Origin of the sequence: uncultured Paracoccus sp. (assembly GCF_937873615.1) — a bacterium.
GTDB lineage: Bacteria > Pseudomonadota > Alphaproteobacteria > Rhodobacterales > Rhodobacteraceae > Paracoccus.
In genome coordinates this window covers 42,647-65,489 of sequence record NZ_CALMYP010000001.1, presented here as the reverse complement: position 1 = coordinate 65,489, position 22,843 = coordinate 42,647, and the positions used below count along the sequence as shown (strand labels likewise).

23 protein-coding genes and 6 pseudogenes are annotated in these 22,843 nt (G+C 64.5%); 20 read left to right on the top strand and 9 right to left on the bottom strand.

The window, feature by feature from the left end; all coding sequences use genetic code 11:
- Positions 1-8 precede the first annotated feature (8 nt).
- Complete coding sequence (locus Q0330_RS00380; RefSeq protein ID WP_299472830.1) at positions 9-509, bottom strand: type II toxin-antitoxin system YhaV family toxin; 501 nt, start codon at positions 507-509, stop codon at positions 9-11.
- Positions 506-832 carry a type II toxin-antitoxin system PrlF family antitoxin gene (locus Q0330_RS00375; RefSeq protein WP_299472828.1) on the bottom strand — a complete coding sequence of 109 codons (327 nt, stop codon included), beginning with the start codon at positions 830-832 and terminating at the stop codon, positions 506-508. The genes Q0330_RS00380 and Q0330_RS00375 overlap by 4 nt, the downstream gene beginning before the upstream one ends.
- A gap of 113 nt (positions 833-945) precedes the next feature.
- On the opposite strand from Q0330_RS00375, the gene Q0330_RS00370 reads away from it, so the two are divergent.
- The 4 genes from Q0330_RS00370 (at position 946) to Q0330_RS00355 (ending at position 3,014) form a co-directional block, all read left to right on the top strand.
- Positions 946-1,368, top strand: a complete 423-nt coding sequence (locus Q0330_RS00370) for an acyl-CoA transferase (protein ID WP_299472826.1) — start codon at positions 946-948, stop codon at positions 1,366-1,368.
- Positions 1,369-1,393: 25 nt separating this feature from the next.
- A complete protein-coding gene (locus Q0330_RS00365) occupies positions 1,394-2,332 on the top strand; it encodes a phage tail tube protein (RefSeq protein WP_299472824.1) in 939 nt (312 codons plus the stop codon).
- 2 nt (positions 2,333-2,334) lie between these two features.
- Positions 2,335-2,772, top strand: coding sequence for a hypothetical protein (locus tag Q0330_RS00360; protein ID WP_299472822.1), 438 nt, complete (start codon positions 2,335-2,337; stop codon positions 2,770-2,772).
- Between the two features lie 62 nt (positions 2,773-2,834).
- On the top strand, positions 2,835-3,014 hold the full coding sequence (locus Q0330_RS00355; RefSeq protein ID WP_299472820.1) for a hypothetical protein: 180 nt from the start codon (positions 2,835-2,837) through the stop codon (positions 3,012-3,014).
- Here Q0330_RS00355 and Q0330_RS00350 read toward each other — a convergent pair.
- Positions 3,004-3,384, bottom strand: a complete 381-nt coding sequence (locus tag Q0330_RS00350) for a type II toxin-antitoxin system VapC family toxin (RefSeq protein ID WP_299472818.1) — start codon at positions 3,382-3,384, stop codon at positions 3,004-3,006. The genes Q0330_RS00355 and Q0330_RS00350 overlap by 11 nt on opposite strands.
- Entirely contained in the window at positions 3,384-3,596 is a 213-nt protein-coding gene (locus Q0330_RS00345; RefSeq protein ID WP_299472816.1) for an AbrB/MazE/SpoVT family DNA-binding domain-containing protein, read from the bottom strand. Before Q0330_RS00345 ends, Q0330_RS00350 begins: the two co-directional genes overlap by 1 nt.
- 120 nt (positions 3,597-3,716) lie before the next feature.
- Here Q0330_RS00345 and Q0330_RS00340 point away from each other — a divergent pair, with 120 nt between their 5' ends.
- From Q0330_RS00340 to Q0330_RS00285, 12 genes and pseudogenes are all read left to right on the top strand, one after another.
- Positions 3,717-6,092 carry a phage tail tape measure C-terminal domain-containing protein gene (locus tag Q0330_RS00340; RefSeq protein ID WP_299472814.1) on the top strand — a complete coding sequence of 792 codons (2,376 nt, stop codon included), beginning with the start codon at positions 3,717-3,719 and terminating at the stop codon, positions 6,090-6,092.
- Between the two features lie 9 nt (positions 6,093-6,101).
- Positions 6,102-6,728, top strand: a complete 627-nt coding sequence (locus Q0330_RS00335; protein WP_299472812.1) for a DUF2460 domain-containing protein — start codon at positions 6,102-6,104, stop codon at positions 6,726-6,728.
- A complete protein-coding gene (locus tag Q0330_RS00330; RefSeq protein WP_299472810.1) occupies positions 6,725-7,075 on the top strand; it encodes a hypothetical protein in 351 nt (116 codons plus the stop codon). The genes Q0330_RS00335 and Q0330_RS00330 overlap by 4 nt, the downstream gene beginning before the upstream one ends.
- Positions 7,068-7,199 carry a hypothetical protein gene (locus Q0330_RS00325; RefSeq protein ID WP_299472808.1) on the top strand — a complete coding sequence of 44 codons (132 nt, stop codon included), beginning with the start codon at positions 7,068-7,070 and terminating at the stop codon, positions 7,197-7,199. The genes Q0330_RS00330 and Q0330_RS00325 overlap by 8 nt, the downstream gene beginning before the upstream one ends.
- 10 nt (positions 7,200-7,209) lie before the next feature.
- The gene (locus Q0330_RS00320) at positions 7,210-7,899 is read left to right on the top strand and encodes a lysozyme (protein ID WP_299472806.1); all 690 of its coding nucleotides are present in this window, start codon (positions 7,210-7,212) and stop codon (positions 7,897-7,899) included.
- A gap of 2 nt (positions 7,900-7,901) precedes the next feature.
- On the top strand, positions 7,902-8,111 hold the full coding sequence (locus Q0330_RS00315) for a hypothetical protein (RefSeq protein ID WP_299472804.1): 210 nt from the start codon (positions 7,902-7,904) through the stop codon (positions 8,109-8,111).
- Entirely contained in the window at positions 8,108-8,992 is an 885-nt protein-coding gene (locus Q0330_RS00310) for a DUF2163 domain-containing protein (protein WP_299472802.1), read from the top strand. Before Q0330_RS00315 ends, Q0330_RS00310 begins: the two co-directional genes overlap by 4 nt.
- Positions 8,989-9,300 (top strand): annotated as a pseudogene (locus Q0330_RS00305) (peptidase); the annotation flags it as partial. The gene Q0330_RS00310 and the pseudogene Q0330_RS00305, both read left to right, overlap by 4 nt.
- 2 nt (positions 9,301-9,302) lie before the next feature.
- Positions 9,303-10,295: pseudogene (locus Q0330_RS00300) on the top strand (IS21 family transposase); the annotation flags it as partial.
- On the top strand, positions 10,292-11,056 hold the full coding sequence (gene istB, locus Q0330_RS00295) for an IS21-like element helper ATPase IstB (RefSeq protein WP_299472788.1): 765 nt from the start codon (positions 10,292-10,294) through the stop codon (positions 11,054-11,056). The pseudogene Q0330_RS00300 and the gene istB (Q0330_RS00295), both read left to right, overlap by 4 nt.
- A gap of 51 nt (positions 11,057-11,107) precedes the next feature.
- Positions 11,108-11,653 (top strand): hypothetical protein, encoded by a 546-nt coding sequence (locus tag Q0330_RS00290; RefSeq protein WP_299472800.1) that lies wholly within the window; start codon positions 11,108-11,110, stop codon positions 11,651-11,653.
- Between the two features lie 62 nt (positions 11,654-11,715).
- Positions 11,716-12,458, top strand: a pseudogene (locus tag Q0330_RS00285) (3-keto-5-aminohexanoate cleavage protein).
- 284 nt (positions 12,459-12,742) lie between these two features.
- On the opposite strand, the gene Q0330_RS00280 reads toward Q0330_RS00285, so the two are convergent.
- The 4 genes from Q0330_RS00280 to Q0330_RS00265 form a co-directional block, all read right to left on the bottom strand.
- On the bottom strand, positions 12,743-14,071 hold the full coding sequence (locus Q0330_RS00280) for an amidohydrolase (protein ID WP_299472798.1): 1,329 nt from the start codon (positions 14,069-14,071) through the stop codon (positions 12,743-12,745).
- 73 nt (positions 14,072-14,144) lie between these two features.
- Positions 14,145-15,506, bottom strand: a complete 1,362-nt coding sequence (gene brnQ, locus Q0330_RS00275; RefSeq protein ID WP_299472796.1) for a branched-chain amino acid transport system II carrier protein — start codon at positions 15,504-15,506, stop codon at positions 14,145-14,147.
- Positions 15,507-15,555: 49 nt separating this feature from the next.
- Positions 15,556-16,701, bottom strand: coding sequence for an amidohydrolase (locus Q0330_RS00270; RefSeq protein WP_299472794.1), 1,146 nt, complete (start codon positions 16,699-16,701; stop codon positions 15,556-15,558).
- Positions 16,702-16,723: 22 nt separating this feature from the next.
- Positions 16,724-17,791 (bottom strand): ornithine cyclodeaminase, encoded by a 1,068-nt coding sequence (locus Q0330_RS00265; protein ID WP_299472792.1) that lies wholly within the window; start codon positions 17,789-17,791, stop codon positions 16,724-16,726.
- Between the two features lie 170 nt (positions 17,792-17,961).
- Between Q0330_RS00265 and Q0330_RS00260 the strand changes: the two genes are divergently transcribed.
- The 4 genes and pseudogenes from Q0330_RS00260 to Q0330_RS00245 all read left to right on the top strand — a co-directional run.
- Positions 17,962-18,654 carry a GntR family transcriptional regulator gene (locus tag Q0330_RS00260; RefSeq protein ID WP_299472790.1) on the top strand — a complete coding sequence of 231 codons (693 nt, stop codon included), beginning with the start codon at positions 17,962-17,964 and terminating at the stop codon, positions 18,652-18,654.
- An 809-nt stretch (positions 18,655-19,463) separates the two neighbouring features.
- Positions 19,464-20,908, top strand: a pseudogene (gene istA, locus Q0330_RS00255) (IS21 family transposase).
- Positions 20,905-21,669 carry an IS21-like element helper ATPase IstB gene (istB, locus tag Q0330_RS00250; protein WP_299472788.1) on the top strand — a complete coding sequence of 255 codons (765 nt, stop codon included), beginning with the start codon at positions 20,905-20,907 and terminating at the stop codon, positions 21,667-21,669. The pseudogene istA and the gene istB (Q0330_RS00250) overlap by 4 nt, the downstream one beginning before the upstream one ends.
- A 132-nt stretch (positions 21,670-21,801) precedes the next feature.
- Positions 21,802-22,047: pseudogene (locus Q0330_RS00245) on the top strand (Arm DNA-binding domain-containing protein); the annotation flags it as partial.
- A gap of 160 nt (positions 22,048-22,207) precedes the next feature.
- Here Q0330_RS00245 and Q0330_RS19195 read toward each other — a convergent pair.
- A pseudogene (locus Q0330_RS19195) lies at positions 22,208-22,531 on the bottom strand (UvrD-helicase domain-containing protein); the annotation flags it as partial.
- Positions 22,532-22,843: the final 312 nt, after the last annotated feature.

Sequence of the window (22,843 nt, the reverse complement as noted above, 5' to 3'; positions counted from 1 at the left end):
GAGCGGCGTCACCTCTGCTCCATCAGTTCGGCAAGCTGGCCGGTAGATTTCTGCACACCTGCCAACAGGGCCTTCCAGTCACCGGGCGGGTTGCCATCCTCCAGCATGCCCTTGAACACCCGATAGGCGTCCGTGCGGCTGTCATAGGCGCGCAGCGTCGTATCGTCGTTCACCCATGTAAAGATGATGATGCGGCTTTCAGCATGGAAGCGGAAGAACAGCCGGTATTGCTGAAAGAACTTCGCCCGGAACCAGTGCCGGTGCTCGTCGCCAAGCGTGTTGCCCTGCCGGAACTTCGGGTTGGCAGGGTCGCACGGGATTTCCGCAAGGATCAGCCTGGTGATCGCAGCAAGGCGCTTGGTTGCGTTCTTGCCGCGATAGCCCGCCGGGTTTGCGGCCTTGAGAGCCGTGACCTTTTCGGCAAGCTCCGCCACCTGATCAAGAAACAGCGGATGCGCGAACAGGGTCCATCCGTTGACGACCAGTGGCACCACGGAACCGTCGGTCATTCATCGTCGGGCGACAGGGCCGCATCAAGATCAAGCTCGACACCATCGACCAGCTCGGACAGCTTGTCCCGCAGCGGGGCATCCAGGGCGCGGATATGGCCGGGATTATGGCTGATGTCCTGCGCGAGGAAGGCAAGAAAGGCCCCGATGGCCGGGTCTTCCACGGCATCCGGTGCGCGGCGCAGCAGAACGTCACCTTCCGGCAGAATGGTGTAGGAGATGCGATCACGCTTCTTGAGGCCGAGCGCCTTGCGCACCACCCCGGGCATCGTCGTCTGGTATTTGTCGGTCAGCGTGGACTCGACCTTGAGTTCGGCAAGCATGTGATTCTCCCTCACGACGCAAACACAGGGTAAGGCAAACGCATTACCTATTCAAGAACGCCGCGCCAGATTGCCGGATGGCGCTCCGAACATTTCACGAAGCTGGTGCCATCATGCCCACCACCCGCGAAACCGTCCTCGCCGCGCTGCTGACGCGGCTGCAACCGCTTGCCGCCCTCACCTTACGCGACGAGATCCTTCCCGAGCGCATCCCGGCTGCCGGGCTGATCATCCTGCGCGACGGCCAGCCGGGCGAGCCGGAGGTGACGCTGTCGCCCCTGCGCCATCACTACCAGCACCGGGCCGAGCTGGAGGTCGTCGTCCAGGCTGGCACGGGGCGGGCTACGGCGTTCGACAGCCTGATCGCTGCCATCGGCGTGACGCTGGAGGCAGACCGCACCCTCGGCGGGCTCTGCGACTGGGTCGAACCGGAGGCCCCGGCCTCGGTCGATCTGCCCATCGAAGGCGCGGCTGCCCTGAAGGCGGCGGTGATCACCGTCGTGCTGCACTACACCACCCCCGGCCCCCTGGCCTGACACCCACAACATCGAGGAGACCCCCATGGCACGTGCGCAAGGCGCGCGGGCGCAGATGGCGCTTGCGTATGAGACCTCTTACGGCACCCCGCCAGTCGGCGGCTTCACCAGGATGCCCTTCGCCAGCACCTCGCTGGGATCGGAGCAGCCACTCCTGAACAGCGAGCTTCTCGGCTATGGCCGCGACCCGCTGCCGCCGATCAAGGATGCGGTGACGGCCGACGGTGATGTCATGGTGCCAGTCGACGCCGAGGCCTTCGGCTTCTGGCTGAAGGCGGCTTTCGGCGACCCGATCACCTCCGGCGCGGGGCCCTGGACCCATGAGTTCCGCTCGGGCAGTTGGACCCTGCCCTCGATGTCGATCGAGACCGGCATGCCCGAAGTGCCGCGCTTTGCCATGTATTCCGGCTGCGTGCTGGATCAGCTCTCCTGGCAGGTGCAGCGCTCGGGTCTCTTGACTGCCACCGCCCGGCTGGTGGCGCAGGGCGAGACCATCGCCGCCGCGACCGGGGCCGGCACGCCCGCCGAGCTGGGCCTGAAGCGGTTCGGGCATTTCAACGGCGCGATCAGCCGGAACGGCAGCAGCCTGGGCAACGTCGTCTCCGCCGAGATCACATATGCCAACAATCTCGACCGGATCGAGACCATCCGCAGCGACGGCAAGATCGACGGGGCCGACCCGTCCATCGCCGCGCTGACCGGCCGGATCGAGGTCCGCTTCGCCGACAGCACGCTGGTCACGCAGGCCATCAACGGTGATCCCTGCGAGATCAGCTTCGACTATGTCCTGCCATCGGGCGAAAGCTTCACCTTCACCGCCCACGCCGTCTATCTGCCGCGCCCCCGGATCGAGATTTCCGGGCCGCAGGGTGTGCAGGCGACGTTCGACTGGCAGGCTGCCAAGGCCGCCAGCCCGGCCCGCATGTGCACCGCAACCCTCATCAACAGCATCGCGAGTTACTGACCATGATCCGCCTGAACCTGACCGCCACGCCGGAATGGCTTGACCTCGCCCCCGGCCTGCGCCTGCTGGTCGGCCCACTGACCACCGCGCTGATGGTTTCTGCACGCGCCGATCCGGCCATCGAAGCCCTGCCCGAGGGTGCCAGCCAGGAGGCGCTGGCCCTTGCGATGGCGAAAGCTGTCGCCCGTCGCGCCGTGCTGGATTGGGAGGGCGTGGGCGATGCCATGAGCCACCCCTTGCCCGTCACCCCGGAGGGCATCGATGCCCTCTTGGAAATCTGGCCGGTCTTCGAGGCGTTCCAGACCATGTATGTCGCCAAGGGCCTGATCCTGGACGCGGAAAAAAACGTCTCCGCGCCCTCGCCGAGTGGTGCTTCGGCGGTGGCGACCGCTACTGCGCCGCCTGTAACGGCCCCTGCCCGGACTGCCCGGCAAGGCTGAACCGGCCCCAGACGCCGGAAGGCTGGCAGGTCTGGGATCTGATCGGCCGCCTTGGTGGTCAGATGCGGGTGATCCCCGGCGCGGTCTTGGGCTGGGACATGGGCGCGGCCCTCGCCATGGCGCGGGCGCTGGGCATCACCCCCCTGATCGCCGCCGAACTGCTGCCCGAGATCGAGGCGGTCATGGTGCGCAAGCTGAACGAACAGATGGCGGACGGCAGCGCGGCGGGCGTCAACCCCTGAATTTCTCGATCAGGGTGACGCCCGGCAGGCCCTCGAAATGCCTGTCGCAGGTCAGCAGCGTCGCAGCCCGGGCCCGCGCCGTGGCGAACATGATCGCATCCGCCGTTGCCAGCTTGTGGTCCCGACATGCCTCGGCCGCGGCGAGGGCAATCTCGGTATCGAGCGCCACGACCTGACAGACCTGCGTGAAGGCGATCACCTGATCCGCCTTGTCCTCGCCGACCTCGCGGGCCAGCCATTTCGTCAGTTCAAGCTGCACCATGGTCGGCACCAGCCAGTCGGCCTGTTCGGGCAGATGTTCGGCCACCTTCTCCCCGGTGGGCGAGCCGATCAGCCATTCGATCCACGCCGACGTGTCGACGAGGACCATCAGAACCGATCCGCGCGGTCACGGTAATCCGTGGTGGATGCGCCGCGCGCGAGGCCCTTCAATACTTCCCGCTTCGGGACCGGCACCAGCAGGACGCCCGTGCCCTTGGGGATGAAGGCAAAGGTCAGCCCGGCCTCCCAGGCTTGCGCGCTCCGGATCGCCTTGGGGATCGAGATCTGGAATTTCGAAGACAGGGTTGCGGTCTCGGACATGATCATACGCCTCCATGATCGATGCGCAGAACGTAAGACGCCGGAGCGGCAAAATCAAGGAACTCAGAAATGGCTGAAAAGCGTGTGTCCGTCCGCCTCGTGGCGGAGGGCGGTCGTTAGGTGCGTGCAGAGCTGGAAGGCATCGGCGATGCCGGTGCGCGAGGGTTTGGCCGTCTCTCGACCGAGATGGAACCGGCCAACACCCGGCTCGCCAGCTTTGCCCGCAAGGCCGGGATCGCGCTGGCGGCAGTAACGGTTGCGGCGGCTGCGGCTGGCGTGGCGATGGTCCGATCCGGATTGGAAACCATTGGCGCGCAAGCTGACATGGCCGCGTCCCTGAAAACCACAGTCGAAAGTCTGCAGGTGCTGACATGGGCCGGTGAGCTGGCAGGCGTGTCGATGGGGGAGATCGAACAGGCCACGAAGAAGCTGACCACCCGGTTGTCGGAAGCGGCAGCTGGATCCGGATCGGCCGTCGGCGCGCTGGAACGGTTGAACCTCTCGGCCTCTGACCTGCAGGCCCTGCCGCTCGACCAGCGCATCGTCGCCATTCAGGAAGCCTTGAACCGGTTCGTGCCGGAAGCGGAGCGGGCGGCTGTTGCCTCCGATCTGTTCGGCGACAAGGCCGCCCTGGCCTTCCTGCGGATTGACCCGGCCACCTTACGCGAGGCGGCGCAGGATGTGCGCGATTTCGGGGTAGCAGTCAGTGCCAGCGATGCCGCCCAGATCGAACGCACAGGTGATGCCATCGCCAAGCTCAGCCTGATCTGGCTCGGCCTGACCAACCGGCTGACCGCGGCTGTTGCCCCGGCACTGGAAACCATCGCGAACACGCTGGCCGACATGGCGCGCAGCACCGGGCCGATTGGCATCGCGATCAACGCGCTGTTCGACAACATCGGCCGCCTCACCACCTATGCCGCGACATTTGCGACGCTGATGGCCGGGCGCTGGGTGGCGGGGCTGGCGGCGGCGGCCTTGTCCGTTCGCGGCCTTGCAACCGGATTGGTGATCCTGCGCGGGGCGCTGATCCGCACCGGCATCGGCGCCTTGATCGTTGGCGCAGGGGAGCTGGTGTTCCAGTTCACCCGGCTGGTCGCGGGCGCTGGCGGTTTTGGCGCAGCCATTGGCCTTCTGAAGGATCTGGCGCTGGAGGTCTGGGATCGCATCGGCCTTGGGGCCGCATCTGCCTGGTCGAAGATCGAAGCCAGTTGGGCCGGGCTGCAGGCCACCATCTACGGCGCGATGCAGTCTTCGGTCGAGGCGGTGACCAGCTTCGGCAATTCGGCGGCGGGCATCTTCAAAGGGGCCTATGACGCGGTGAAGGCGATCTGGGGCCAATTGCCCGGTGCCATCGGTGATTTTGCCTTCCAGGCAGCCAACGGTCTGATTGGCGGTGTCGAGGCGATGCTGAACGGGGTCGTAACCCGGATCAACAGTTTTATCCACGGGCTGAACGCGGCGCTCGACCTGCTTCCCGATTGGGCCGTGGGCGAAGGTGGGGTCCGGATCGGCACGTTGGATCCCGTGGCACTGGGCCAGATCGACAACCCTTTTGCCGGATCGGCTGCTGCGGCCGGAACTGCCGCCTCAGAAGCCTTCTCGACCGCGATGGCGCAGACCTACGTCACCACGCCCGACCTTGGCTTGACCGGAATGGCCGGGGAGGCCACCGCCCGTGCGGATGCCTGGCGCGAGGCTTCCGGCATGCTGGCCGATGCCGCTGCACGCCCAATGCAAGGCTGGCAGGCGTTGAAGGACGCCGTTTCTGGCGCTGGCAGCGAGGGTGAAGCTGCCCTCGACGGCGCAGCCGATGCCGCCGACCGGCTGGACAAATCGATGACCGAGGCTGGCCGCGCCGCTGGTGGCGCAGGGGCAGCTGCGGCTGCCGGGGCCGAAGCGGCCAAAACCGGCTGGGAAGCGGCCGTGGCCACGCTCGCTGACTATGCCGCGAAAGCCCGCGACATTGGCGCCGATATCGGCAATGCGCTGGTCTCTGCCTTCACCTCGGCCGAGAATGCCGTGGGCGAGTTCGTCAAGACCGGCAAGCTGGATTTCCGCGACCTGGTCACGTCGATGATCGCCGATCTCGCGAAACTTGCAGCGCGGCGCTTCATCCTCGGTCCCATCGCCAATGCGCTGTCGGGTACGCTGGGCGGCGCAGGTGGCATCTTCGCCAACATCCTGCACGCGGGCGGCATGGTCGGATCGCCGGGCCCGGGCCGCATGGTCCCGGCTTTGGCCTTCGCCGGTGCCCCGCGCATGCATTCGGGTGGCTGGGCCGGGATCAAGCCCGACGAGGTTCCGGCAATCCTGCAGCGAGGGGAGCGGGTTCTGTCGCGGCGTGAGGCTGCTGGTTACGGCCAGGGACCGTCCTCAACACCCGCCATCAACGTCACCATCATGGCCCGCGACGCCGAAAGCTTCCGGCAATCCCGCACGCAAGTCGCAGCCGACATTGCCCGGGCGGTCTCACTCGGGCGCCGAGGAATGTGAGGATCATCCATGGCATTCCATGAAGTCAGGTTCCCCGACAACATCAGCCGCGGGGCGCGCGGAGGCCCTGAACGGCGCACGCAAGTGGTCGAACTGGCTTCTGGCGATGAGGAACGCAACGCCAGCTGGGCCAACAGCCGCCGTCGCTATGATGTCGCATATGGTATCCGCCGCGCTGACGATCTGGCGGCGGTCGTCGCCTTTTTCGAGGCCCGCAATGGCCGGTTGCACGGCTTCCGCTACAAGGATTGGGCCGATTACAAATCCTGCCTTCCCTCGCAGGCGCCCGGTCCGACCGACCAACCCATCGGCACTGGCAACGGTGCCGTCACCAGTTTCGCGCTGCTGAAGCGTTACACCTCCGGGGCGCAGACCTGGACCCGCGCCATCGCCAAGCCGGTCGCGGGAACAGTTCGCCTCGCTCTGAACGGGGTGGAGCAGATGTCCGGCTGGAGCGTCGACACCACCACCGGCAGCGTCACCTTCGCCGCCGCCCCCGGCGCGGGCGTCGCGATCACCGCGGGCTTCGAATTCGACGTCCCCGTCCGCTTCGACACCGACATGCTCGACGTCACCCTCGACCTCGAGCGCCTCGGGTCGATCACGTCCATCCCCCTTCTGGAGATCCGCAGATGAATGATGAATCCGGCTTCTTCGCCACGGTGCTGCGCGATCTGGCAAGTTCCACCGCCGTGATCCTCGCCACCTGGGGTGCGCTGGGCGGCGCGACCAATGCGCTGACCACGCGGATGCGGCTCCGCGACGCCCTGCGCCATATTCTCATCGGCGGCCTGATCGCGGCGGGGATGGGCAGCCTCTTGATGGCGCTTGTCACCCGCTGGCTTGGCCTGCCGCCCGAGGCCATTCCCGCCGGGGGCGCGGCCGGATCGGCGGCCTATCTCGTCGGGGTCTTCGGCCCCGCCTTCATAGAGCTGATCCTCGCGCGCCTGCGCGGCGCAAAGGAAGGCCCCGGCGATGAGTGACCTCCTGCGCCTCGCGCGTTCCCTCCGCTGCGATGCGACCGATCCGCAGCGGACCTACAGCCACAGGCTGCGCGTCGGCTTCGCCATCGCGGCCCTGATTCTCCTTTTCTCAGCCATCGGGTGATCCCATGCACATGACAGACCGGGGCCTTCTGGCCCTGATCCGGCACGAAGGTATCGTGCCCGGACCCTATCTCGATGTGAACGATGTCTGGACCTTCGGCATCGGCCATACCGCCGAGGCCGGAGCCCCCGACCCTGCCCACATGCCGCGCGGCATGCCCGGCGATTCTGATGCCGGGATCCGCGAGGCATTCCGGCTTTTCCGCGTCGACGTCTCTACATACGAGACGGCGGTGCGGCGCGCGGTGAAGGTGCCTCTGGAACCGCACGAGTTCGATGCGCTGGTCTCGTTTCATTACAACACCGGCGGCATCGCCAAGGCGGCGCTGACGAAGGCCCTCAATACGGGAAATCGCACGGCTGCCTCCGATGGCTTCATGGGTTGGCTCAAGCCCGCCGCCATCCGGCCACGGCGCGAGGCCGAACGCACCCTCTTCGCGACGGGACGCTATCCGACCGGGGACATTGCCGTCTGGGCGGTGGACCGCCACGGTCGGGTGAGTTTCGCGCGACCGATCCGGCGGTTGACCGAGGCCGAGGCGCTGGCGCTGCTGCACCCGACCATCGGCCGACCAGCCATACCGACGCCTTCCGTCCCATCCCCGACCACGCATGCAGCACCTGCGCCAGAACCTGCGGAAACCGGGGCAACGCTGGCCGCACGCCTTCTCGCTTTCCTCAAATCTCTGATCGGAGCATGAACATGAACTGGACCCTCGCTCGCGGCCTCGTCTATCTGGCCTGCCTTGCCGCTTCCGGCCTCGCCATGGCGGGCCTCGCTGAGTTCGACCTTGCAACCGGCGCGCTCGATATCCGCCCCTTCAACCTCTACGCTCTGACCGGCGCCTCGGGCGGGGTCGTCTCCTCGGCGCTGGCCTCGCTGGCGTTGCTGCGCGGCTGGGGGCGGAAATGAAGTCGCTCTCCCCCGCGCTTCAGGCGCATCTCGATGACGGTACCACCACGCTCGCCTGGTGCTGGCGGATTTCGCGTTCGGATGGTGTGGCGCTGGGCTTCACCGATCATGACCGAATGCTGGCCTTCGACGGCACCGATTTTGAACCCGAGAGCGGGTTTGCCGCCTCGGAAATCCGCGCGGGCACCGATCTGGCCGTCGATGCGCAGGATGCCACCGGCGTGCTGACCTCGGATCGCATCACCGAAACCGACATCCTCGATGGGCGCTGGGACAATGAGGCGGTCGAGCTGTGGCGGGTGAACTGGGCCGATACCAGCCAGCGCGTGCTTCTGCGCCGGGGCGCTGTCGGGCAAATCCGGCGCGGGCGCATGGCCTTCGTGGCTGAGGTCCGTTCGCTGGCGCATGTTCTGGGTCAGACGGTCGGCCGAACGTTTCAGGCGGGGTGCGACGCGGCGCTGGGTGATGCGCGCTGTGGCATCGATCTGGAAAGCGCCATCTACAAGGGTACGGGTGCCGTCACCGACATCTTGCGCGACCGGTCATTCATGGCCTCGGGGCTGTCCGTGTTTGATGCGGGCTGGTTCACCTCCGGGACCCTGACCTGGAACAGCGGCGCAAATGCGGGGCGCATCACTGAAGTGCTGGCGCATGGGCTGGATGGCAGCATCGCGACATTGACCTTGCTGGAGGCACCGGTGCGCGCCGTCGCCGAGGGCGACAGCTTCATCGCCCGCGCGGGCTGCGACAAGCGGATCGCCACCTGCAGCGCCAAGTTCGCCAACACGGCCAACTTCCGAGGGTTCCCCAACATTCCGGGTCAGGATGCGGTCCTGCGCTATGCGAGCCAGGACGGCGGCCATGACGGAAACGTGCTGTGACGCGCCCCTCGACTTCGGCCGATCCCTCACGCGTCGTCGCCACCGCGCGGTCGTGGCTTGGCACGCCATACCACGATCAGGCCAGCCTGCGCGGGGTCGGCTGTGATTGCCTTGGCCTCGCGCGCGGTGTCTGGCGGGAAGTTGTCGGCGACGAGCCCTTCCCGATCCCGCCCTATAGCCGGGATTGGGGCGAGACCGGCCCGCGAGAGGTTCTGGCGGAAGGCGCGCGGGCGATGATGCCCGAAATCCGGCCCTCTGATGCCGGGCCCGGCGCACTCGTCCTGTTCCGCATGACCCCGCGCGCCATACCGAGGCGTGGCTTGACGGCCATGTCCATGCCTTTGCGTTCTTCGGCGCGGTTCCCCAGTCGGTTCTTTATGACAATGACCGCTGCCTGGTTGCCTGGATTCTGCCGGATGGCTCCCGGCAAAGAACCCAGCGGTTCAGCGCGATGTTGTCGCATTACGTGATCCGGGACCGCTATGGCCGTCCCGGCAAAGGCAATGACAAAGGGGCCGTGGAGGGGCTGGTCGGCTACGGACGTCGCAACTTCATGGTGCCGATCCCGTCCTTTCCGGACTGGCACGCGTTCAACGCTCACCTGGAAGAGCAGTGCCGCAAGCGCCAGGGTGATGTTCTGCGTGGCCACAAGGTCAGAATCGGGGAACGGCTGAAGGCCGATCTCGCGGCGATGCGAGATTTGCCCGGCACCCCCTTTGAGGCCTGTGAGTTGCAAAGTGGCCAGGTCACCTCGACATCCGTGGTGCGTTATCGCGGCAATGATTACTCGGTGCCAGTTGCCTACGGCCACCGTGCGGTCTGGATCAAGGGCTTCGTGACCCGGGTTGTCATCGGCTGCGGTGCCGAGGTGATCGCCGAGCATTCGCGCTCCTATGACACCGGCGACATGGTGTTTGATCCACTGCATTACCTGGCGCTGATCGAACGCAAGATCATGTCCTTCGATCAGGCCGCGCCTCTGCAGGGCTGGGAGTTGCCCGAAGCGTTCAAAACCCTGCGCCGACTGCTGGAAGCCCGGCAGGGAAAGGCCGGCAAGCGCGAGTATGTGCAGGTCCTGCGCCTTCTGGAGCGCTTCGAGATTGACGTGCTGCATCTTGCCGTCAAAGATGCCCTGCGAATGGGAGCGGTCAGCTTCGATGCAATCAAGCACCTGATCTTGTGCAGGGTCGAGCAAAGGCCTCCGAGGCTGGATCTGGATGTTTATCCCTTCCTGCCCAGAACCAACATCACCACCACCTCCGCCGCATCTTACATGAGCCTGCTGGCAGGGGGTGGGGCATGACAGATGCACCCGAACTGCTGCTGGCCCACCATCTCAAAACGCTTCGGCTGCCCACGTTCCTGCGTGAACATGACAAGCAGGCCCGTATCTGCGCCGCTGAAGGCGTAGATCACGTGCGTTACCTGGCCCGGCTGACCGAGCTGGAACTGATCGACCGGGAACGGCGCATGGTGGAACGCCGGATCAAGGCCGCAAAGTTCGCGACCATCAAAAGCCTGGACAGCTTCGACTTCAAGGCGATCCCGTCGCTCAACAAGATGATGGTGCTGGAGCTGGCGCGCTGCGAATGGATCGAACGCAAGGAGAATGTGATCGCGCTCGGTCCCTCCGGCACCGGCAAGACCCATGTCGCCCTCGGGCTGGGACTGGCTGCCTGCCAGAAAGGATTGCCTGTCGCCTTCGTGACCGCCGCAGCTCTTGTGCACGAGATGATGGAGGCCCGCGACGAAAAACGCCTCCTGCAACTCCAGCGCAAACTCGCCAAGGTCAAACTGCTGATCATCGACGAGCTGGGATTCGTCCCCTTGAGCAAAACCGGCGCCGAGCTTCTGTTCGAGCTGATCTCACAGCGCTACGAGCGAGGGGCGACCCTGATCACGTCGAACCTGCCCTTCGAGGAGTGGACCGAAACCTTCGGCACCGAACGCCTGACCGGCGCGCTGCTGGACCGGCTGACACACCACGTCAACATCCTCGAGATGAACGGCGAAAGCTACCGCCTCAATCAAAGCCGCGCCCGCCTCGCCGCCGCTAACAAATGAACCTCACAGAATTGGCCTGACGGCCAATGCGCCTTGGACCGGGCTTGCTATATGAGGGCCGCACGCTCCAAGGCGCTCGCCCCAAACTGGCCGACTTTTGCTCCGCCACAATGGCCGAATTTTACTCCGCCGTTGACAGCGGCGCGGATCGGCACCGCCGCAAGCTGGAACGCCCGCATCAAGGATGTCAGGGCGAACGGGCTTGTAAGCCTTGTTCACGCGACGGCGGAACGCTGGTTCATGGCCGGGTTCGGCACCGATTATCGCGAGACCGTCGAGGCCATCCTGGGCAGCTTCGCGACGACCTCTGTCGATGGTTACACCGGATGTTGCGCGGCTCTTGCCGAAGCGGATTTTCGAGGCCAGCTTGCCCTGATCATGCACCCGTTGCTTGCAATTTCCGGTGATGACGATCCCGTTTGCCCCCCGGCCGATCTTAAGGCGATTGCCGATGCTGTGCAGAACGGGCATCACCTGTCGCTGCCGGGCCGGCATATCGTCAACCTGGAATCGGCGTCTCGCTTCAACGCGGCCTTGAAGCAATTCCTCCAACCCAGCGCAACGCCGCCAAAGCAACAACCCGAGAGCATGTCATGACCCCTTGCATCATCTGCGTCGCCATCACCGGTTCGCTTCCGACCAAGGAAAATAACCCCGCAGTGCCCATCACGATCCCCGAGCAGATCGAATCCACCCACGAGGCCTTCGAGGCCGGGGCCTCGATCGTCCATTGCCATGTACGAGACGACGACGGCCGACCGACCAGCGATCCCGAACTTTTCGCCCGGCTCAAGGATGGGCTGGTGAAGCACTGCCCCGGCCTGATCGTTCAGCTGTCCACCGGGGGCCGGTCGGGTGCGGGCCGCGAACGCGGCGGAATGCTGTCCTTGCGCCCCGACATGGCGTCGCTGTCGGTGGGGTCGAACAACTTCCCGACCCGCATTTACCAGAACCCGCCCGATCTGGTGGACTGGCTGGCCTCGGAAATGCTAGCCTATGATGTCAAGCCGGAAGTCGAGGCGTTCGACCTGTCGCACATCTTCCAGGCGGCGGCTATGCACAAGGACGGCCGCATCAAGGACCGTCCCTATGTGCAATTCGTCATGGGGGTAAAGAACGCCATGCCGGCTGACCGCGACGTGTTCGACTATTACATCCACACCGTCAAGCGGCTGTTCGGCGAGGATGCGCCCTGGTGCGCGGCCGGCATCGGCCCGCAGCAATTGACGCTGAACGAATGGTCTATCGCCGCGGGCGGACACGCCCGGACCGGGCTTGAAGACAACGTGCGCCGTCGAACGCGGCGCTTGTGCGGCGCGCGGTCGAGATTTGCGCTCGCAACGATCGTCCGGTCGCCAACCCGGAACAGGCCCGCCAGATCCTCGGTATCGCCGCAGCTTGAACCTCAGGCCCTTCAGACCTGCGCCGACAGATTGCAGCGGCAGCGTTCAAACAGGACGTCCCCGCAGCAGCGTCTGCCCGAACCTGATCGCGTTTTCGGCGAAGCTCTGTCAGACGGACGACCGTCCTCCGCACTGGACTTGCGCCTCTGCCCCTTGACCAGCGCCGTGTCCGTAGACGCCTCTGCCGCGACGATCCGGAAGTGTCATAACGACAGATGTCCGGCGGAAGAGCAAGCCCCCCCGCCGGAATCCAGGACTGACACCGCCAGCGCGTGACGCGCTGTCAGCCTTTGGCCGGGTGCTTCTCCATGTAGTCCAGCGTCAGGTGCAAGAGCGTTCTCATGCCGACCAGCAGCGATGCTTCGTCAATGACGAATTGCGGCGAATGGTTGGGGGCCGCCGCGGCGAGATTGCCGTCGGGCGGGGTGGCGCCCACGAACAGAAACAGTCCAGGCACCTCTTGGGCGAAGAACGAGAAATCCTCTGACGGGGTGCGCTTGGGAACCACCACTGCCTCGACGCCGGGGATCGATTGCAGCGTGGGTTCCATGGCCTGCGTCAGTTCGGGATCGTTGACCGTCGTCGCATAGGCGCCCGGAAGGAAGCTGACCTCGGCGCTGCCCTGGCCCGATTGCGCGATCAGCCCTGCGGTGTCCTGCATCCGCTGCTTGATGAAGGCGCGCATGTCCTCGTCGTAGGTGCGCAGCGTCCCTGTCAACACGGCCTCGTCCGGCACGATGTTGGCGCGCGTGCCCGCGTCGAAGGTGCCCACCGTCAGCACCGAGGGCTGGTTGGTCACGTCCACCTGCCGGCTCTGGATGGTCTGAAAGCCCAGCACGATCTGCGAGGCGAGGACGATCGGATCGACGCCGTTCCACGGCATCGCGCCATGCGTCTGCTCTCCTTTGACGTGAACATGAAAGCCGTCCGAAGACGCCAGGATCGGCCCCTCGCGATAGCCGATCTGGCCGGTGGGCATCCCCGACATCAGGTGCAGGCCGAAGACGGCATCCGGGGTGGGATCGTCAAAGGCGCCTTCGGCCAGCATCCGCTGCGCGCCGCCGGTCTCGCCCTCGGGGGCGCCTTCCTCGGCGGGCTGGAAGATCACCATGATGGTGCCGGCAAGATCGTCCTTCATGCCGGCCAGCGCCTCGGCCACGCCCATCAGGATGGCGGTGTGGCCATCGTGCCCACAGGCATGCATGACGCCGACCTCCTCGCCGTTATAGGTCGTGCGCACGGTCGAGGCAAAGGGCAGGCCGGTGTCCTCGGTGACGGGCAGCGCGTCCATGTCGGCGCGCAGGGCCACGACCGGTCCCGGCTTGCCCCCGCGCAATATCCCGATCACCCCGGTGGCCGCGATGCCTTCGCGCACCTCGAAGCCAAGCGCCTTCAGATGTTCGGCCACAAGGCCGGCGGTGCGGGTCTCGCGGTTGCCAAGCTCGGGATGCTGGTGGATGTCGCGCCGCCAGTCGATGACCTTCTGCTCCAGCGCTGCCGCCGAGGCGTCGATGGCGCTGTCCTGGGCATGGGCCGCGCCGGCCAGAAGCGCCAGGCAAAGACTGCCGGTCAGGGCAGTGACGGCAAAGCCGCCATTGGAAACTCGCTTCATCTCAAGCTCTCCTTTGTCGGGGTGATGGCGGCCCCGCCCTCGGGGACAAGGGCAGGGAAGAATGTGGCAGGTGTCAGCCGGCAACCGGTTCGGGCCGGTTGCCGACGCTGGGGCGTCCGGTGGCCGACCAGACGACGCCCCCGATCACGCCGCCGACGATGGCGGGGAGCAGCCAGGCAAAGCCCTGTCCGGCCAGCGGAATGGCATTATAGGCATTCTGCAAGCCTTGCGGCAGGGAGAAGCCCAGCATCGATCCGGTCAGCGCCAGCGAATCGTAGATGCCGATCAGCACCGTGGGAATCGCCATGCCCTTCCAGATGCCGTCATTGGTGAAGAGGCGCGAGAACAGACCCAGGATCGCGATGCAGATTGCCACGGGGTAGATTAGCATGAAGATCGGCCCCGCCATCGCAACAATGTAGTTCACGCCACCGAAGGCCTGCACAATCGCGACAAGCGTCGTGACGATGGCGCCCGTGCGATAGCTGATGCGATTTCCGGTCCATTTCGCCAGGTAGGTGGCCATCACCGCAGTGGCGCCGACGGCGGTTGTCAAACAGGCCAGGATCACCGCGATTGCCAAGGCCTTTGCGCCAAGATTTCCCGCAAGGCTGGATACCAGGCCGGTCAGCAACGCCGCCTGGCCCGGATCCTCGTCGAACAGGCCGCTGCCGGTCGCGCCCAGGTATTCCAGACCGCCATAGACCACGAACAGGCCGACAAACGTGATTGCTGCCGCGCCGATGATCATGGGCACGAAGACCTGATCCTCGGTATAGTTCTTGCGCCTGAGCGCCTCGATGAACAGGACGCCGAACAGCAGGCCGGTCAGCACATCGCCGGTCTGATAGCCGGTCACGAAGCCGAAGGTGAAGGGATTGGCCTCTCGCGGCGCGACCGGTTGTCCCACCGGGTCCACAATGGCCCAGACGACGATGCCCACCAGCAGGACCAGCAGCGCGGGCGTCAGGTACTTGCCGATCTTGTCGATGACGCTGCTGCGGTCGATGGCAAAGAACAGCGAGATCGCGAAATACAGGATCAGGAACATCGCCTTGCCGACAGCGCCCGCAGTCGCGGGAACCAGCGTGGCCATTCCAGTCTCGAAGGCAACGGCGGCGGTGCGCGGAATGGTGACCAGCCAGGCCACCGTGATCATCGTCACAACCATCATCACGGTGCCGAACCACGGTGCGATCGGCCGGGTGAGGCGTTCGAAGGTGCCGCCGCCCAGACCTACCGCAACCACCCCGATCGTGGGCAGCAACATGGCCGTGATCAGCAATCCCAAGAGGCCGGGCAGCCAGTCCGTGCCGGTATGAAATCCCACCTGCGGCGGGAAGATCAGGTTTCCGGCCCCGAAGAAGACCGCGAACATGGCGAAGCCCACGATCACCATGTCGCGCCACATGTGCGGCGCATTCATTTTCAGCATGACCCATCCTCCCAGATGGTAAGAAGCGGTGTGCAGGATTGCGGCGCGATCACCCCAGGATCGCGCGTGCAGCGTCAGTCAGGATTCCCGCCCCGATCGGAATCAGATCGTCGGGAAAGTCGTAATCGGGATTGTGCAGCGCGCTGACCTCGGTTCCCGCGCCGAGCAGGATCATGGCGGTGCGCGCGGTCTGTCCGAAACGTCCAAAATCCTCGGAGCCGCGATAGGGCTCCGTCATCTCGGCCCAAGGCACCTGCCTTGCATCCAGCACCCGGCGGATGATGTCGGTCGCCTCGGCATCGTTTGCGCTGGAAGCGAAATCGTCGTGCCACTCCACGGAAACGCCGAGGCCGGCGTCCCGGGCCACCTGCCGGGCAAGCGCCTCGGCATCAGAACGCAACTGCTCCATCCGGGCGGGCATCAGGGCGCGCAGCGTCGCCTGCAGTTCGGCCCGGCCCGGCGCGATGCCATAGCTCGGCTCGCCCAGACGGGCATGGGTAATCGTGACCAGGGCGAAGTCCGGGTCCATCGGCCCGCCGGGACCAAGGGCGGCAATCTCGCGGATCAGCGCGGCGAGGGACTGTGCCGGCGACACGCCGGTTTCGGGCTGCGAGGCGTGGGCGGTGCGCCCGCGCAACTCGACCCGCAGGCCCACCGAGGCGCAGAACATCGGCCCGGTCCGGAACCGCGCATGGCCAAGAGGCATGCCCGGCATGTTATGCCAGGAAAACGCCATGTCGGGCTGAAGGTCGGCAAATCGGGGATCGGCGATCACCGCCGCCGCGCCCGAGCCGTCCTCCTCGGCGGGCTGGAACATCAGCACCACCCGCCCCGTCGCCGGCCGCTGCCGGGCAAAGGCATAGGCGCAGCCCAACAAGGCCGCGCTATGGCCGTCATGGCCGCACATGTGCCCCCGGCCAGGGATGGTCGAGGCATGGGGAACAAGACCCGTTTCCTCGATCGGCAGCCCATCCAATTCGGCGCGCAGCATCACCGTCGGACCTGGCTCGGCCGCCTCGAAAACTGCGGCGACGCCGTGCCCGCCCAAGTCTGTCACCACGCGGTCAGCGCCGATCTGGCGCAACTTGTCGGCAACAACAGCGGCGGTTTCGCGTTCCTGCCCCGAGACTTCAGGCCTCTGGTGCAGCAGATGACGCAACTCGGTCAGATCCACGATTTCACGATTGCTGAGCATCATTCCCTCCCTCTGCGCCGGCTTAGGCGGCCGTCAGCGCCGCCGATTTCCGTTCGATCATCCCGAACAGGTCGCGGGGGTCGTCGGGATCGGCCAGCAGATCGAGGTTCTGATAAAAGCCGGTGCCCTGCAGCTTGTCGCGCACATAGCGCAGCGCGCTGAAATCCTCGGTCGCAAAGCCCACACTGTCGAACAGTGTGATCTGCCGCTCGTCGGTGCGTCCGGGCACCTGTCCGGTGATGACCTGCCAGATTTCGGTGACGGGAAAATCGGCGGGCATCTGCTGGATTTCGCCCTCGATCCGGGTCTGGGGCGGATATTCGACAAAGACCTTTGATCGCGACAGGATGTCCTTGTGCAGTTCGGTCTTGCCGGGGCAGTCGCCGCCGATCGCGTTGATGTGGATGCCCGCACCCACCATGTTGTCGGTCAGGATCGTGGCATATTGCTTGTCGGCGGTGCAGGTGGTGACGATCTCGGCCCCATGCACGGCGTCATGGCCCGAGGCGCAGGTGATGACGGTCAGCCCGCTTGCTTGCAGGTTCCTCGCGGCCTTGGCGGTTGCCTGCGGGTCGATGTCGTAAAGCCGCACCGTGTCGATTCCGCAGACCGCCTTGAAAGCCAGACACTGGAATTCGGACTGGGCGCCATTGCCGATCATCGCCATGGTGCGCGCACCCTCGGGGACAAGGTATTTCGCCACCAGCGCCGAGGTCGCCGCCGTGCGCAGCGCTGTCAGGATCGTCATTTCGGTCAGCAGCACCGGATAGCCGCTGTCCACGTCGGACAGAACGCCAAAGGCGGTGACGGTCTGGCGCCCGTCCTGGAAGTTCTTGGGGTGGCCGTTCACATATTTGAAGCCATAGGCCTTGCCGTCAGAGGTCGGCATCAGCTCGATCACGCCCTCTTCCGAATGGGCGGCGACCCGCGGCGTCTTGTCGAAGCTTTCCCAGCGGCGGAAATCTTCTTCGATATAGGCGGCCAGTTCGACCAGAACGGACTCGACCCCGATATCCAGCACCAGCCGCATCATGTCATCGACGCTGACGAAAGGCACAAGGTTCATCGGGACGGGCTGCGATACGGTCATGATGCTTCTCCCATTGCGCGAATGCCATAGATCGGAGGCACGGGCATTCGCTGTTGCATGATGTCGCAATACCGCAATAATCGTTAACCGTCAACTGTTGACAGTCTATTGTCTGGCGTCACCTGTCCTTTCCATGCAAGAGTACTGGCCGCAGGATTGGGAAAACTCGAATGAATGATGCAGGAATGATCCGGCTGCACCACCCCAGCCTTTCGGATACCGTCCGCGAGGAACTTGTCCGGCTGATCGTGACCGGAGTCCTGAAACCCGGGCAGCGCCTGAACGAAGTCCATCTGGCTGAGCGCCTGGGTGTGAGCCGCGGCCCCCTGCGCGAGGCTGCACGAGAGCTTGAGGGTCAAGGGCTGGTCGTCAGCCGTCCCCGCCTGGGCTTCTATGTTGTCGATTTCAGCGCAAGCGAGATCATTGACCTTTACGAGGTCAAGGTCTTTATCGATCAGGCGCTGATCCGGGATGTGATGCGCTACTGGACGGAGGACATCCGCCGGGACACGCTTGCCGAGATCGACGGGATCGACCGCTCGGCAAAGCTGCCGTTTTCGCGATCGCTGTTCGCGTTCCGCGAGCAGGCCGTCGCCCGCATCCACAACCGCTATGTGGCAGAACATGCGCTTTCATTGTACCGCAAGTTCTACATCGTGACCGCCCTGATCGATGTGCCGGATGAGGCCGAGCGCATCGACCGCATCACCACCACCCTGCGCCGCTTCTGGTCGGCGCTTGTGGCGGGGGATGGCGATCGCGCCCGACAGATCGCCGAGGAGGATACGGCGTATTGGACCCGTGACCTCCCCCCGCGCTTTGATGCGCAGAGAGCAAAGCTATTGCAGGGGCAGCTGCCGTAATAGGGTGCCACGCGCTCAATCCGCAAATGACGGCCAAAAAGCGCATGCCAACGGTAATGCACTTCAACAAACTGCCCTACTTGCCAGAATGAACGGGTGATTGCCTTGAACCGAAATTATGCGCACAATGTGATTATGCGCAGCCCGCCGAGGGAAGCGCCTGCAAGGCTGACGCGCCAGCGATTTTCGGCACGGCGGACTGCGCATAATCCTGACCTCCTCCTGGGCACGTTCAGCCCGACAGGAGGTCAACATGTCCACGGTGGTCGGCGTCCATTCGCTGCCCCGCATGTGGCTGAGGACAGCGTTATTCAGCCATACGTTTCGCGATTTGGCGCTCACCTGCGCCGTGGGCGGTATGCCCCGATCACCCAGCGTGTCTATTTGTGCTGCGTTGCGCACTTCGCCCGTTGGCTGACCGGAGAACGATGCGGCCTGAGCACGATCGGCGAGGCCTTGGTCGCGCGCTTCCTGGCAGAGCATATGCCAGCGTGAAGTTGTCCCTATCCGGTCCGGCCCATGCGCCAAGAGCTGCGAGCCGCACTCGCCCAGTTGCTGGAAGTGTTACGGGCCGATGGCGTGGGAGCACTGGATCCCGCCTCGGAAACGGCCGTTGCGCAAGAACTGGCGCGCTTTGACGCCCACATTGTGAACGGCGGAGCAATACTCGGCCACGGTAGCGACGGCATAGTGTTGTCGCGGGCGGCGTAAAAGTCGTCCACTTTTGCCCTTTCGGATTTCGGGAGGGCTTGGGGATATACACCGTGGACTTGTATTTGAAGGTGCGTCACGCTCATTTCCAGGATGGATTGAGCGGGCGTCAGATTGCCCGGGATTTTGGCATCAGCCGGGACAGTGTCGCGAAGATGTTGGCCTATTCGGAACCGCCGGGATATCGGCGAACAGCGCCGATCAGGCGCCCGAAGCTGGATGCGTTCACCAGCCAGATGGACCAATGGCTTGCTGAAGACAGGGACCGCCCTCGCAAGCAGCGTCACACCGCCAAGCGTATTTTCGAGCGGTTGCGGGACGAGTGCGGTTTTGATGGCAGCTACACCATCGTCAAGGATTATGTTCGAGACCGGAAGCGGACCGGCAAGGAGATGTTCGTGCCGCTGAGCCATCCGCCCGGTCATGCACAGGCCGATTTTGGTGAAGCGCTTGTCGTGATCGGCGGCGTCGAGCAGAAGGCACACTCCTTTGCCCTTGATCTGCCGCACAGCGACGCATGCTACATCCGGGCCTATCCTGCGGCCATACCGAGGCGTGGCTTGACGGCCATGTCCATGCCTTTGCGTTCTTCGGCGCGGTTCCCCAGTCGGTTCTTTATGACAATGACCGCTGCCTGGTTGCCTGGATTCTGCCGGATGGCTCCCGGCAAAGAACCCAGCGGTTCAGCGCGATGTTGTCGCATTACGTGATCCGGGACCGCTATGGCCGTCCCGGCAAAGGCAATGACAAAGGGGCCGTGGAGGGGCTGGTCGGCTACGGACGTCGCAACTTCATGGTGCCGATCCCGTCCTTTCCGGACTGGCACGCGTTCAACGCTCACCTGGAAGAGCAGTGCCGCAAGCGCCAGGGTGATGTTCTGCGTGGCCACAAGGTCAGAATCGGGGAACGGCTGAAGGCCGATCTCGCGGCGATGCGAGATTTGCCCGGCACCCCCTTTGAGGCCTGTGAGTTGCAAAGTGGCCAGGTCACCTCGACATCCGTGGTGCGTTATCGCGGCAATGATTACTCGGTGCCAGTTGCCTACGGCCACCGTGCGGTCTGGATCAAGGGCTTCGTGACCCGGGTTGTCATCGGCTGCGGTGCCGAGGTGATCGCCGAGCATTCGCGCTCCTATGACACCGGCGACATGGTGTTTGATCCACTGCATTACCTGGCGCTGATCGAACGCAAGATCATGTCCTTCGATCAGGCCGCGCCTCTGCAGGGCTGGGAGTTGCCCGAAGCGTTCAAAACCCTGCGCCGACTGCTGGAAGCCCGGCAGGGAAAGGCCGGCAAGCGCGAGTATGTGCAGGTCCTGCGCCTTCTGGAGCGCTTCGAGATTGACGTGCTGCATCTTGCCGTCAAAGATGCCCTGCGAATGGGAGCGGTCAGCTTCGATGCAATCAAGCACCTGATCTTGTGCAGGGTCGAGCAAAGGCCTCCGAGGCTGGATCTGGATGTTTATCCCTTCCTGCCCAGAACCAACATCACCACCACCTCCGCCGCATCTTACATGAGCCTGCTGGCAGGGGGTGGGGCATGACAGATGCACCCGAACTGCTGCTGGCCCACCATCTCAAAACGCTTCGGCTGCCCACGTTCCTGCGTGAACATGACAAGCAGGCCCGTATCTGCGCCGCTGAAGGCGTAGATCACGTGCGTTACCTGGCCCGGCTGACCGAGCTGGAACTGATCGACCGGGAACGGCGCATGGTGGAACGCCGGATCAAGGCCGCAAAGTTCGCGACCATCAAAAGCCTGGACAGCTTCGACTTCAAGGCGATCCCGTCGCTCAACAAGATGATGGTGCTGGAGCTGGCGCGCTGCGAATGGATCGAACGCAAGGAGAATGTGATCGCGCTCGGTCCCTCCGGCACCGGCAAGACCCATGTCGCCCTCGGGCTGGGACTGGCTGCCTGCCAGAAAGGATTGCCTGTCGCCTTCGTGACCGCCGCAGCTCTTGTGCACGAGATGATGGAGGCCCGCGACGAAAAACGCCTCCTGCAACTCCAGCGCAAACTCGCCAAGGTCAAACTGCTGATCATCGACGAGCTGGGATTCGTCCCCTTGAGCAAAACCGGCGCCGAGCTTCTGTTCGAGCTGATCTCACAGCGCTACGAGCGAGGGGCGACCCTGATCACGTCGAACCTGCCCTTCGAGGAGTGGACCGAAACCTTCGGCACCGAACGCCTGACCGGCGCGCTGCTGGACCGGCTGACACACCACGTCAACATCCTCGAGATGAACGGCGAAAGCTACCGCCTCAATCAAAGCCGCGCCCGCCTCGCCGCCGCTAACAAATGAACCTCACAGAATTGGCCTGACGGCCAATGCGCCTTGGACCGGGCTTGCTATATGAGGGCCGCACGCTCCAAGGCGCTCGCCCCAAACTGGCCGACTTTTGCTCCGCCACAATGGCCGAATTTTACTCCGCCGTTGACAAGGTTGAACGAGAAGTCGGTGCGGGAGGCAGTGCCGGAACCGGGTCGGGACTATCAGATCTTCGACCGCGAGATGCGGGGATTTGCCATCTGTATCTACCGGTCTGGCAACCGGGCCTTCACGCTGGATTACCGCCATGCCGGACGGCAGCGGCGGATGACGCTGGGGCGTTGGCCGGAATGGTCGACGGCGGCGGCGCGTGACCGGGCGAAGGAACTGCGCCGCGACATCGATGCCGGGCTTGGACCCTTCGACGATCCCGATGATGTCGTAGGCAATCGCCTGGAAGGTCCTCGCGACGATGGGCACGCCGGATCGGGCCTCGACCAGTTCCGAATTTTTCCTCGGCCGCATTCTTTGCAAAGGCCAGAAGCAGGATTTCCTCCGGCTGACGAATGCCCGCCTTGACCAGATAGGCCGCATTTATGGTGATGACGCTGGTCTTGCCTGACCCTGCACCGGCAAGGACCAGAGTCGCATCCTCATCGACGACAACTGACAGGCGCTGCTCCTGCGTCAGCGGCTTGCTCTCGATGGTGTCGAAGAAATCCTTCCATCGGTCCAGTTCGGCTGTGACGAACGCAGCGATGGCATTTGCCCGTGCCGCTCGAGGGTCGGAAGCGAATTTCCGGACGGTAGCAATACGCGCGACCACCTCAGGTCCAATGGCCTCGGCATTCAGCTTCGATAGAAGCGATGCATCCAGAGCCTTGGCGTCATCCATGAGCGGCGCGATCTTGCACGCCGCTAGTCCAAGCACCCCGGCAAGAACCCTGTCCAGCCGCGCCGCTTCCTTATCAAGGGCTACGAGATTGACGCGCGTCCAGGCCTCCTTGACCTCCTCCGCGAACTCCCTAGCTGCGACGTGCCCCGCCCCCTTCAGCGTGACATCGTTATGCTCCTGCGAGTTTATGGTCAGCGCAGTCCCGAGCATCCCCTTTCGGAGATCTGGTGCATGTGTCAGCGCCTGCAGTGATACGGTCGCAACCTGACGGCCTCGCGTGATCGTGATATGATCCCCGTCCAGCTCTATTGC

Coding starts and splice junctions, on each gene's coding strand:
- istB (WP_299472788.1), top strand. CDS start 20,905: ATGACAGATGCACCCGAACTGCTGCTGGCCCACCATCTCAAAACGCTT.
- istB (WP_299472788.1), top strand. CDS start 10,292: ATGACAGATGCACCCGAACTGCTGCTGGCCCACCATCTCAAAACGCTT.
- Q0330_RS00325 (WP_299472808.1), top strand. CDS start 7,068: ATGAGTGACCTCCTGCGCCTCGCGCGTTCCCTCCGCTGCGATGCGACC.
- Q0330_RS00315 (WP_299472804.1), top strand. CDS start 7,902: ATGAACTGGACCCTCGCTCGCGGCCTCGTCTATCTGGCCTGCCTTGCC.
- Q0330_RS00335 (WP_299472812.1), top strand. CDS start 6,102: ATGGCATTCCATGAAGTCAGGTTCCCCGACAACATCAGCCGCGGGGCG.
- Q0330_RS00365 (WP_299472824.1), top strand. CDS start 1,394: ATGGCACGTGCGCAAGGCGCGCGGGCGCAGATGGCGCTTGCGTATGAG.
- Q0330_RS00375 (WP_299472828.1), bottom strand. CDS start 832: ATGCTTGCCGAACTCAAGGTCGAGTCCACGCTGACCGACAAATACCAG.
- Q0330_RS00345 (WP_299472816.1), bottom strand. CDS start 3,596: ATGTCCGAGACCGCAACCCTGTCTTCGAAATTCCAGATCTCGATCCCC.
- Q0330_RS00260 (WP_299472790.1), top strand. CDS start 17,962: ATGAATGATGCAGGAATGATCCGGCTGCACCACCCCAGCCTTTCGGAT.
- Q0330_RS00320 (WP_299472806.1), top strand. CDS start 7,210: ATGACAGACCGGGGCCTTCTGGCCCTGATCCGGCACGAAGGTATCGTG.
- Q0330_RS00265 (WP_299472792.1), bottom strand. CDS start 17,791: ATGACCGTATCGCAGCCCGTCCCGATGAACCTTGTGCCTTTCGTCAGC.
- Q0330_RS00330 (WP_299472810.1), top strand. CDS start 6,725: ATGAATGATGAATCCGGCTTCTTCGCCACGGTGCTGCGCGATCTGGCA.
- Q0330_RS00370 (WP_299472826.1), top strand. CDS start 946: ATGCCCACCACCCGCGAAACCGTCCTCGCCGCGCTGCTGACGCGGCTG.
- Q0330_RS00280 (WP_299472798.1), bottom strand. CDS start 14,071: ATGAAGCGAGTTTCCAATGGCGGCTTTGCCGTCACTGCCCTGACCGGC.
- Q0330_RS00310 (WP_299472802.1), top strand. CDS start 8,108: ATGAAGTCGCTCTCCCCCGCGCTTCAGGCGCATCTCGATGACGGTACC.
- Q0330_RS00355 (WP_299472820.1), top strand. CDS start 2,835: ATGCGGGTGATCCCCGGCGCGGTCTTGGGCTGGGACATGGGCGCGGCC.
- Q0330_RS00380 (WP_299472830.1), bottom strand. CDS start 509: ATGACCGACGGTTCCGTGGTGCCACTGGTCGTCAACGGATGGACCCTG.
- Q0330_RS00290 (WP_299472800.1), top strand. CDS start 11,108: ATGAGGGCCGCACGCTCCAAGGCGCTCGCCCCAAACTGGCCGACTTTT.
- Q0330_RS00270 (WP_299472794.1), bottom strand. CDS start 16,701: ATGCTCAGCAATCGTGAAATCGTGGATCTGACCGAGTTGCGTCATCTG.
- Q0330_RS00360 (WP_299472822.1), top strand. CDS start 2,335: ATGATCCGCCTGAACCTGACCGCCACGCCGGAATGGCTTGACCTCGCC.
- Q0330_RS00350 (WP_299472818.1), bottom strand. CDS start 3,384: ATGGTCCTCGTCGACACGTCGGCGTGGATCGAATGGCTGATCGGCTCG.
- brnQ (WP_299472796.1), bottom strand. CDS start 15,506: ATGCTGAAAATGAATGCGCCGCACATGTGGCGCGACATGGTGATCGTG.